This is a genomic window from Streptomyces sp. NPDC051907, from assembly GCF_040681075.1.
In the GTDB taxonomy this organism is placed as follows: domain Bacteria; phylum Actinomycetota; class Actinomycetes; order Streptomycetales; family Streptomycetaceae; genus Streptomyces.
This window is the reverse complement of record NZ_JBFAYB010000165.1, coordinates 1-9,891: the sequence shown is the minus strand read 5'-3', so window position 1 is coordinate 9,891 and position 9,891 is coordinate 1. Positions and strand designations below refer to the sequence as shown.

Below are 9,891 nucleotides of genomic sequence, written 5' to 3'. Positions count from 1 at the left end.
GTTCCGGCTCGCGTACGGCGAGTCGCCGTACGCGTATCTGACGACGCGCCGCGTCGAGCGAGCTGCGGCGCGGCTGCGGCGCGGCGACCTCAGCGTCGCCGAGGTGTGCCTCGCGGTCGGCTGCTCGTCTCTCGGCGCCTTCAGCACCCGCTTCACCGAGCTCGTCGGCATGTCGCCCAGCGCCTATCAGCGGCGCACGGCGGGCGCGGCGGCGGGCATGCCGGCGTGCGTCGCCCGACAGGCGACCAGACCGGTCAGGAATGGAGAAGCACCGACGGCCGAGGCGAAAGTAGCTTGATGGACATGACCTCCATCGAACACATCACCCTCGAGGTGGCCGACCCCACGGCCGCCCGCACCTTCTACTCCACCGCCTTCGGCCTGGACGCCCAGGTACGTCTGCGGGCCTCCGAGGCGCCGACGACCGGCTTCCGCGGGTTCACGCTGTCGCTGACGGTGTCCCAGCCGTCCACCGTCGACAGCCTCGTCGCCACCGCCCTCGCCGCCGGCGCCACCACGCTGAAGCCGGCGTCGAAGTCGCTCTGGGGCTACGGCGGCTCCGTCCAGGCCCCGGACGGGACGATCTGGAAGATCGCGACCTCGGCGAAGAAGGACACCGGCCCGGCCACCCGGGCGATCGACGAGATCGTGCTCCTGCTGGGAGTCGCGGACGTGACCGCGAGCAAGCGGTTCTACGTAGACCGCGGCCTCGCTGTGGGGAAGAGCTTCGGCAGCAAGTACGTCGAGTTCGCCGCCGAGTCGAGCCCCGTCAAGCTGGCGCTGTACAAGCGCCGCGCCCTCGCCAAGGACGCTGGCGTCCCTGCCGACGGCACCGGATCGCACCGGATCGCGCTCGGCTGCGACGCCCCCTCCTTCACCGACCCGGACGGGTTCGCCTGGGAGGCCGCGTCGCTGACGCCCTCGGCCTGATCGACGCACCCGCCGACGAGTGATGTAGACAGCCTGCTGGCGGACGGCCGGGTGCGACTCGGCCTCGGGCCGGCGCGCGACGCTTTCGCTGCCGAGACCGGGTTCGACCCGCGCGGACTCGACGAGCCCCACCAGTGCTTCTTGATCCGGCCGCTGGCTCGGATGACCGCCGGGCCGGGCCGTCGACCGAGCCACCTTCGCCCCTACCGCCTGAGGGACTCCGCGACGTCGATGGCCTGCAGAAGCTGGCTTTCAGTCAGATGACGTACGTCCCAGATGAGTTCGGCCAAGCCGGCCACGGCTGACTCCGTGGCTGAGGACTCATCGGGCAGTGCGACACCGGTCAACAGCGTCAGGTCAGCGGCGGGGATGTCGAGCACGGCGGAGAAGTCGGCGAGAAGCTCGGGAGTCAGCGGGGTGGTCCCACGGCCCACCCCGCCATAGGTAGCAGCAGCCCAATACCGGCCCGTGACCCAGTAGAACGTCTTGGCCAAGGCGCTCCAGCTGAGGTTTCGGGTCCGGGCCAGGCGCATGAGCACGGCCCCTGGACCATCCGGGTACTGCTCGTAAGCAGGCGGGCTCGGAACAGGCTGCACGTGCTCCTTCTGCGGCAGCGATGCCACGAACTGGCGCAGAGCACCCCTCTGTTCAGGCGACAGAGCGACGGCGTGCTTGAGGAGGTAGGGGACGTGCAGGCCGGCCTCCGTGTCCACGGGGGCAAGGTCGGCCGGTACTTCTCCACCTGCGATCGCAAAGACGTCTGCCGTGTGCAGCCCGAGCGAGGGCGCGAGCCGACGCAGGAGGGACTGCCCTGGCGTGCCACGCCGGTACAGAGCCAGCAGCTCGGACTCGCTGACATCGACCAGCCGGGCCAGGTCCGTGAGATCCAGCCGCCTTCGATCCGCCAACCGCTCCAGCAGCACACCGAAACTCTTCTCCCCCGCCATCCGAGCAGCCTATTCCACACTGGAGTGCTCACTCCGGGCGCTCATCCCTCAACGCGACCCTGCTCTGCTCAGGGCCGTGCCCCGACGCTGGGTCATCCGCGTCTCCTGACAGCCGGTCCCTACGCTCATGCCACGGCGGAGGGAGCGGGCCCTAGTCGCCGCCAGGGCGGGACGCCAGGGCCCGTGCCGTAGCCAGGAGTACGCGCGGGTGGCTGAGCGTCTTCGGGTGCGCGCGCATGTGGACCACGTTCATGAAGGCCTGGTTGACGACCGGGTCGACGACCGCCGCTTCGATGATCTTGTCGCCGATCCAGCGCGTCAGCTGGTAGCCGCGTGGACGACGGGCGACGACGTGCGGCTGGGCGAGGTCCGCGGTGGCCGACAGCTGCCAGGCGGCGTCGACGACGACACCGGCCCGGCGGAAGTATCCCCACGCTGCGACGTGCGGCGAGACCCCGGTCCGCAGGTAGGCGGAGAGGGAGGAGGCCTGCAGCGCGGCTACCGTGAGGCCCTGGCCGTAGATGGGGTTGACTGAGGCGACGGCGTCTCCCACGACGATCAGGCCGCCCGGAAAGCGGCTGAGGTCGGTGTAGCGGCGGCGCAGGCTCTCACGGAAGTGGAAGGCCCCGATCTCCCCGGCCAGCTCGCACCGCTCGGCGATCTCCCGAACAGGGGCCACAGAGCGCAGCATCCGTGCCTTGAACTCTTCCGGGTCGGTGCCCGGCCGGTAGTCCTTGTAGCCGGCCAGCACCACTCCCCACCGGTCTCCCTCCAGCGCGGTGACGGCTGCCGGCTCGCTGACCGCCCCCTTGTAGCGGTATCCGCTGGCCGGGCCGGGCGACGAGTGGGCGACGACGGTGTCGGGCAGCTCGTCGCCACGGTGGAAGTGGGCTGTGGCGTACCCCAGGTCGAGTCGCATGCGGTCCACCGGCGCCTGGTCCCAGCCGTGGCTCTGCAGCCAGGCGCCGAGGCGGGTGGACCTGCCCATGGCGTCGACGACGAGGTCGGCCGTCAGCTCGCCGTCGGGTGCGGCGGAGGCGGAGCCGTCGATCGCCGTGGAGGAGAAGCGCACGCCGCTGACCCGAGCACCGCTGAACAGCAGATCGTGAGCTCGCCCTGCCCGGATGCTGACGTTGGGCAGCTTGAGGACTCGGCGGCGAACGGCGCCCTCGATGAGGAGGCGGGTCGCTCCCAGGAGTCGACTGTCCGGGACGTCGACCTTGAGGACACCGTCGACGTAGTACTGGACGGCCGCGCCCGCGCCGACGTGAGCTCCGCTGTCGAGGAGCTCCTGGGTGATGCCGGGGAACCAGCGCTCGAGCTGGGTGTGTCCCATGGCCAGCAGTGCGTGCAGTTGACTGCGGTGCGGGGCGCCGCGGCCCGCACCCTCGTCGAGTGCGCCGTCCGGCTCCAGCACCACGACGTCCTCGGCGTGATCGCTCAGAACCCGAGCGGTGAGCAGACCGGCGAAACTTCCGCCCAGCACCACGGCACTTCGCACGCGAACTCCCTCTCTCGATGGCGGCGCGCAGGATCCGCGCCCTACCGCGTCGGACACCGCCGACCGGCCCCTTGGCGACATCGACGACCCTAACCTGCTTGATCTGTACGGTGATTGAGCCAAGCAGCTCTTCTCGGCCACGTCGGAGCCCCGTACGCCCTCGCCGTAACTCGTTCGCCGCTGTTCGAGGCGTCGACCACAATGGCCCGGTGAACACGCACCGCCCCTGTCCCTGCTGCGGCTACCTCGTCTTCGATGTCGAAGACGGCTGGCCCGGTTCGTACGCCATCTGCCCGATCTGCAACTGGGAAGACGACCCGGTGCAGTTCCGCTGGCCTTTCACGCCGCGTGGCGCCCATCAGGTCTCGCTCGTGGAGGCCCAGCAGAACTTCCGGGCCTACGGCGCCTGCGATCAGCGGGGGCGGCGGTTCGTCCGGCCGCCGGCGGACGACGAGCCCCTTGACTCGGCCTGGCGTCCGATCGACCCGGCCGCGGACGACTTCGAGGACTTCAAGGCCGAAGACCACCGTCCATGGCCTGATGACAGGTCGGTTCTGTGCTGGTGGCTTCCCGGCTACTGGGGAGCCCCCGAGGAGCCGGCGCACGATCCGGACCGCAGGGTCGTGATCGACGTCGGCTCGGTGCGCAGCGAGCGTGACCTCCACGAGGTCCTCAAACGGGAGCTCGGCTTCCCCGCGTTCTACGGCATGAACTGGGACGCCCTGTGGGATGCGGTCACCGGCCTCGTCGCGATGCCCAGGCGACTGCACTTCGTCCACTGGGCCGAGCTGGAACGACGGGAGCCCATGGCCGCGCGCGAGCTCCGCGACCAGTTGGCCGACTACGCGCAGAAGGCCCCGGACTTCAACGTCGTCTTCGACCAGTAGCCTCCGCGGTGCCGGTAGGCGGGGCGCCGGGCTGCCGGGCGCATCCGTCAGCGGAGGTCGAGTCGCATGAGGATGCGGGGGTGGCCGGCCAGCACCGAGGTGGTGTCGGCGGCGTGGGCGAACCCGGCGCGTTCGAAGTTCTTCCGGAGCCCGGCGTACGCCATGGTCATGTCGACCTTGGCGTCGCCGTTGTCGAGGGGGTACGCCTCGATCGCGGGCGCGCCCTGGGAGCGGGCGAACTCGACCGCGCCGGCGATCAGGGCGTGGGAGACGCCCTGCTTCCGGTGGCCGGGGCGTACGCGGATGCACCACAGCGACCAGACCGGCAGATCGTCGACGTGCGGGATCTTGCGGCTGTGCGCGAAGGCGGTGTCCGAGCGCGGCGCCACCGCGGCCCAGCCGACCGGCTCGTCGCCGTCGTAGGCGAGGACCCCCGGCGGGGGAGTGCTGCGGCACAGCTCGGCGACGTACTCGCCACGGGCAGGGCCGCGCAGCTCGTTGTTGAGCTTGGACGGAATCCGGTAGCTCAGACACCAGCAGACGTTGGAGCTGGGCGACTTCGGGCCGAGCAGGGCACGAACGTCCTCGAAGGCCGTAGCTGGGCGAACCTCGATGGCCATGAGCCCACGATGCCACGGCGTACGCGGCGACGCCGCACATCCGTCAGCGGCACGCACGACGCATCAGGGGCCGACGACACGCACGGCTGCTCCGTGGCGTCCCGTCATGCCTCTGGATCTGCCGGAGCGGAGGAGGAGGCACGCGGCTGGAGGCCCTTCCTCGCCCGCGCTCGATCCCGGGACCAGGTGCCCGCGCCCACCAGCACGGCTGCCCCCGCTCCGTACAGCGGAAGCCACAGGGTCGTGGCGGCTGCCAGGCACTCGGCGACGGCCTTGCCGCTCCGGTCCTCCTGCGCGCGGGCGAGGGCGGCGCTGTCGCGGCCGGCGAGGCTCCCCAGCGCGGCCGTCGTCTCGATGGCCTCGTACCTGCCCAGCTGACGGCATTCGGCACGCGTCGCGGGCATCGGGAACAGCCAGGACCAGCGCTGCAGCATGGGGGCCAGCGCGAGCACGACGCACAGGCCGACCACCAGCGAGTACGCGGCGAGGGCGCGCGCGTACACAGATCGGGCGCCGGGCGTCCAGGCGGGCAGATGCTGAAAGGCGAGGATCACCGCGAGGAGCGTCACCCCGATGTAGGTGGCGAACCACTGCCAGGAACCCTGCGCGAGTGCGATCGCCAGCACGGCGGCGAGTCCGATGCCGATCACCCCGGACTGGGCGCCGGCGACATGGCCGGGGCCGGTGGGCGCCGGGCTCTGGGCTCCGTGGGGACTGGGGTCGTTCACGGGTTTCTCCTGCACGGTCACGGGCATCAGCTTCCGCCGCGCGGCGGAGCGGGCGCGGGCGCCATGCCGCAGGGGTGCGGCTCCCCGCTCGGATGGGGGAGCCGTGCGCAGGGCACGGCTGTCCTCGACCGCCCGGTCAAGGCGACCGCGTGGACGGGGGTTGCCGGACACAGCTCCTGGCGGGCTCGGGCGCCGCCGTCTCGACCGCCCGCACCGGGTCGGCGGGAACCAACACGGCACACGGCTCGACCGACGCCCGGAGATGACCGGCTCCGGCTGCTCCTCGTACGGCACGTCCAGATCGGCCCGCCGGCCGTCCGCGGCACGGCCTCGCAGGCCGCCCGTATGACTTCACTCCAGGGGCTCACACACAAGCCCCAGCCGTGCCGGTCGGCGCCATCGAGAACCGCCCGTTCGGGGTCGTCGCGACGCTCGGCTCCGCCTCGGCGAGAGGCCCTTTCACAGTCACCCGAACGGTCTATGCGACAGGCGAGAGCCCTTCTCCCGACTGGCCCGTGCACCCGTTGGAGTTGCGTCGTCACGGAGGCCATGAGTCCTTGGAGAGCGTGTCCTACCGGATCTCACCATCAGGAGGAGACATGGGCACTGTGCAGAACGGCCGAACGGCCGAACGGCTCTCCGTGGTCTTCGCAGTCCGCGTGATCGAGGGCGGCGAGCAGGGATTCCTCGAGATGTACGAGCAGATGCGCAAGGAAGTCGCTCGTACCCCGGGCCACATCGTGGAGAGGCTGGGAGAGCCGCTCGACGACTCCCGGCAGTGGGTGATCACCAGCGAGTGGGAGACGCCCGAGCACTTCTTCGCCTGGCAGCGCAGCGAGGACCATCGCGCACTGGTGGCACCGCTGCGCACATGGGTCGACTCGACGCAGTCGATGCAGTTCCGGGTCGTCAAGGAGACCGTGGAGGAGAAGTCATGAAGCGCACCACCGCCAACGATCCCGGCCCTGTGGCCGTTCTCGGCCTCGGCACGATGGGCAGCGGCCTGGCCACACGCCTGATAGAGCAAGGCGTCCAGGTGCGGGTCTGGAACCGGACCCCGGAGCGGACCGAGCCGCTCGCTCGCGCCGGCGCCATCGCCGTCGGCCGTCCCGACGAAGCCGTCGAGGGCACGAGCGCCGCCATCTGCACAGTCGCCGACGGCGACGCGCTGGCCGCTGTGCTGCGCGGCCCGAACGGCGTCCTGGCCAGGGGCACCTACCCCGGGGCCCTGATCTGCGCCAGCACCGTCGCCCCCGAGGACGTCGTCCGGCTCGCCGGGGACGTGCCCTCCGTCATGGACGTCGGCATGCTCGGCAACCGCGACCACGCCCGCGACGGCGAACTGCGGCTGTTCGTCGGAGGCGAGGAGCGGGTCTTCGCCGCCGGCCGACCGCTGCTGGAGAGGCTGGGCAAGGAGGTCGTCCATCTGGGCGCGCTCGGTTCAGGCATGCGGATGAAGCTGCTGCTCAATCTCCTCATGGGGATAGAGGTGCAGGCCATGGCCGAGGCCGCCGAACTGGCGGCCGCCTCCGGCCTCGACAAACAGCTCGTTCTGCGGACGATCGCGGGCAGCGGCTTCGCCTCCCCGGTCATGTCGTTCAAGTCGCGGCGGCTGGCCTCCAGGCGCTTCGACGAGCCGGACTTCCGGCTGCGGCTGATGGCGAAGGACCTCATGCTCGCTACAGAGCAGGCGTCCGCCGCGGGCCTGCACCTTCCGCTGACCGCCGCGGCCGCCGAGACCCACGCCCGCGCCGCCGAGCAGGGGCTCGGAGACGAGGACTGCGCAGCGGTCGCATGCGCGGTCGCACCAGAAACAGGAACCCACACATGATCATCGACATCCACGGACACCTGTCACCGCCGGAGGCAGCCAAACGCTTCCCCATGCCTCCGAGCCTGACGGACGTCGACGGAATGCTCGGGGCCCGCGCGCAGGCTGGGATCGATCTCACCATCATCGGCAGCCCGGTGGGCGCCGGAGCCATGGCGCGGGTCCCGGGCGTCGACAACTACAAGCAGCCGCGCGACCGGCTGCGTGGTTTCCACGCGTGGATGTCGGGTCTGATCGCCTCGTTCCCGGACCAGTTGCGCGGGTACGTCTACGCCAACCCGTTCGGGGACGACGATCACCTGGAAGGGGTGCGGGAGACCCTGGCGGACCCCGCCTTCGTCGGCCTGATCACCACGTCCAGCGTCCACGGCGAGCTGCTCGGCTCGCCGCGGGCGGACTCCTTCTTCGCCCTGGCAGCGGAGGCGGGAGTTCCGGTCCTGGTGCACGCGCCGGCCGAGCCGATCGGCACGGAGAAGGTGGAGTCCGTCGGATTCGTCGAGCAGATCGGCAGGTTCGGCGACGTCACCATGGGCATGGCCATGATCGCGTTCGCGGGATGGCTGGACAAGTACCCGGGTCTGAAGCTGATCGGCGCGACCGGCGGCGGCGCGATGGCGCTGCTGCCGGGGCGCCTGCAGACGGCGGCGGCGCCCCGGCACTGGGGCGGGGGAGCGCCGCCCGCCGGGGCCAAGGCCTCTGGTGCCCCGTCGTCCGGCGGTCCGCCTTCCGGGATCCCGTCGTCCGGTGGTCCGCCCTCCGGCGCGAAGATGCCCGGTGGTCCGCCCTCCGGCGCGAAGGCGTCCGGGCGGCCGGCGCCGGGGCGACAGGAGTCCGAGGCGATGTCGTCTTCGCCCTCGCCGTCGCCTGACCCGGCCGCTGCCCTGCGGCGCATGTACGTCGACACCAGCCCGTTCAGCCCGGCGCACCTCAGCCTCAACGCGGAGGTGCTCGGCCCCGAGCGGATGCTGTTCGGCAGCGACTCGCCCCCGCTGTCCGCGCCGCTGGAGGACCTCATTCGCATGATCGAGAAGCTGCCCGTGGACGAGGCGTCCCAGCAGCTCATCCTCGGCGGCAACGCCGAGGCCCTCTTCGACCTCAGGAGCCGTCCGTGACCACCACGCAGGACCCCGTCACCGCAGCCGAACAGTGCACCGCCGACTTCCGGCGGAACCCGCACCCGGTCTACGCCTCCCTCCGGGACACGGCGCCCGTCTGTCCGATGAAGCCGCCGCACGGCATCGACACGTACCTGATCACCCGGTACGAGGACGCCAGGGCCGCTCTGTCCGACCCTCGGCTGAGCAAGGACATGTACGGCGCCATGGACGCCTACCGGAGGATCTTCGGGGACTCGTCGGTCTCGCTGGACGACAACATGCTCAACTCCGACGGGCCCAAGCACCTGCGGCTGCGCAAGCTCGTCAACTCCGAGTTCACCCCGCGCCGCGTGGAGGCGCTGCGGCCGAAGATCCAGGCCGTCGTCGACGAGCTGCTCGACGCGTGTCCCACCCGGGAGCCGGTGGACCTGCTGCCCGCGTTCGCGTTCCCGGTGCCGATCACGGTGATCTGCGAGCTCCTCGGCGTGCCGCCCGAGGAGCGGCCCCACCTCCAGGACCTGTCCACCATCGTGGCGCAGACGGGCTTCGGCAAGGAGTTCAAGCAGGCCCAGCAGAAGGCGGAGGAGGACCTGCACGCCTACTTCACCCAGCTCATCGCGCGCAAGCGCGAGCACCCGGGCGAAGACCTGCTCAGCGCGCTCGCCCAGGCCCAGGGCAAGGACGGCGGCCTCACGGAGAACGAGCTGGTCTCGACGGCGTTCCTGCTGATGTTCGCGGGCCACAAGACGACCGCGTACCTCATCGGCAACGCCGTGTACCACTTCCTGGCCAACCCGGCGCAGCTGCGCGCCGTGCAGGGGGACCCGGAGCTGATGAACCCCGCGATCGAGGAGCTGGTGCGCTTCGACGGCTCGGTGGAGAGCGCGACGTTCCGGTTCGCGACCGAGGACGTGGAGATCGGCGGCACGCGGATCCCGAAGGGCGCCCTGGTGCAGATCTCGCTCCTCTCCGCGAACCGCGATCCGCTGAAGTTCGACTCCCCGGACGAGTTCGACGTGACGCGGCCGGGCAACGCGCAGAGCGCGCATCTGGGGTTCGGCCAGGGCAGCCACTACTGTCTGGGCGCGCCGCTGGCGCGGCTGGAGATGCAGCTGGCCCTCACCAGCCTGTTCGGCCGGTTCCCGAACCTCGTCCTGGCCGGCCCCGCGGCCGAGGCGAAGTGGATGGAGACCCCCTTCCCGGCCTTCCGCGGCCTCGCGGAGCTGCCGGTCGTGCTCGACCCCGGACGGTGACCTGCGGCGTCGCCTCCTCCCCAGCCGTACGCGGCCCGGGCCGGTCTCCGTTGACCCGACGGGCTGCGCGGCTCCGAAGGGACCTTCTCCCTGTGCA

At 71.0% G+C, this 9,891-nt stretch carries 11 protein-coding genes; 7 read left to right on the top strand and 4 right to left on the bottom strand.

Annotation, left to right across the window (positions count from 1 at the left end):
- The coding region (locus AB0M39_RS40115; RefSeq protein ID WP_365373589.1) for a helix-turn-helix transcriptional regulator at nt 1–298 on the top strand (298 nt) is incomplete at its 5' end.
- A gap of 5 nt (nt 299–303) precedes the next feature.
- Nucleotides 304–930, top strand: coding sequence for a glyoxalase (locus tag AB0M39_RS40110; protein ID WP_365373585.1), 627 nt, complete (start codon nt 304–306; stop codon nt 928–930).
- A gap of 203 nt (nt 931–1,133) precedes the next feature.
- Here the strand turns inward: AB0M39_RS40110 and AB0M39_RS40105 are convergent, their stop codons facing one another.
- Together AB0M39_RS40105 and AB0M39_RS40100 are read right to left on the bottom strand one after the other, a co-directional pair.
- Nucleotides 1,134–1,877: a hypothetical protein gene (locus AB0M39_RS40105; protein WP_365373582.1), complete on the bottom strand. Its 744-nt coding sequence runs from the start codon at nt 1,875–1,877 to the stop codon at nt 1,134–1,136.
- Between the two features lie 151 nt (nt 1,878–2,028).
- Complete coding sequence (locus tag AB0M39_RS40100) at nt 2,029–3,378, bottom strand: hypothetical protein (RefSeq protein WP_365373579.1); 1,350 nt, start codon at nt 3,376–3,378, stop codon at nt 2,029–2,031.
- 209 nt (nt 3,379–3,587) lie between these two features.
- On the opposite strand from AB0M39_RS40100, the gene AB0M39_RS40095 reads away from it, so the two are divergent.
- Complete coding sequence (locus tag AB0M39_RS40095; RefSeq protein WP_365373577.1) at nt 3,588–4,265, top strand: CPCC family cysteine-rich protein; 678 nt, start codon at nt 3,588–3,590, stop codon at nt 4,263–4,265.
- A gap of 47 nt (nt 4,266–4,312) precedes the next feature.
- Here AB0M39_RS40095 and AB0M39_RS40090 read toward each other — a convergent pair whose 3' ends face one another.
- Nucleotides 4,313–4,885, bottom strand: a complete 573-nt coding sequence (locus tag AB0M39_RS40090) for a GNAT family N-acetyltransferase (RefSeq protein ID WP_365373574.1) — start codon at nt 4,883–4,885, stop codon at nt 4,313–4,315.
- A 104-nt stretch (nt 4,886–4,989) separates the two neighbouring features.
- Nucleotides 4,990–5,613, bottom strand: a complete 624-nt coding sequence (locus AB0M39_RS40085; RefSeq protein ID WP_365373572.1) for a hypothetical protein — start codon at nt 5,611–5,613, stop codon at nt 4,990–4,992.
- 599 nt (nt 5,614–6,212) lie between these two features.
- On the opposite strand from AB0M39_RS40085, the gene AB0M39_RS40080 reads away from it, so the two are divergent.
- The 4 genes from AB0M39_RS40080 to AB0M39_RS40065 are packed head-to-tail and all read left to right on the top strand — an operon-like array spanning nt 6,213 to nt 9,794.
- Complete coding sequence (locus AB0M39_RS40080) at nt 6,213–6,551, top strand: antibiotic biosynthesis monooxygenase family protein (protein ID WP_365373569.1); 339 nt, start codon at nt 6,213–6,215, stop codon at nt 6,549–6,551.
- Nucleotides 6,548–7,444, top strand: a complete 897-nt coding sequence (locus AB0M39_RS40075; protein ID WP_365373566.1) for an NAD(P)-dependent oxidoreductase — start codon at nt 6,548–6,550, stop codon at nt 7,442–7,444. Before AB0M39_RS40080 ends, AB0M39_RS40075 begins: the two co-directional genes overlap by 4 nt.
- A complete protein-coding gene (locus AB0M39_RS40070) occupies nt 7,441–8,556 on the top strand; it encodes an amidohydrolase family protein (RefSeq protein ID WP_365373563.1) in 1,116 nt (371 codons plus the stop codon). Before AB0M39_RS40075 ends, AB0M39_RS40070 begins: the two co-directional genes overlap by 4 nt.
- Nucleotides 8,553–9,794, top strand: a complete 1,242-nt coding sequence (locus AB0M39_RS40065) for a cytochrome P450 (protein ID WP_365373561.1) — start codon at nt 8,553–8,555, stop codon at nt 9,792–9,794. The genes AB0M39_RS40070 and AB0M39_RS40065 overlap by 4 nt, the downstream gene beginning before the upstream one ends.
- Nucleotides 9,795–9,891 lie beyond the last annotated feature (97 nt).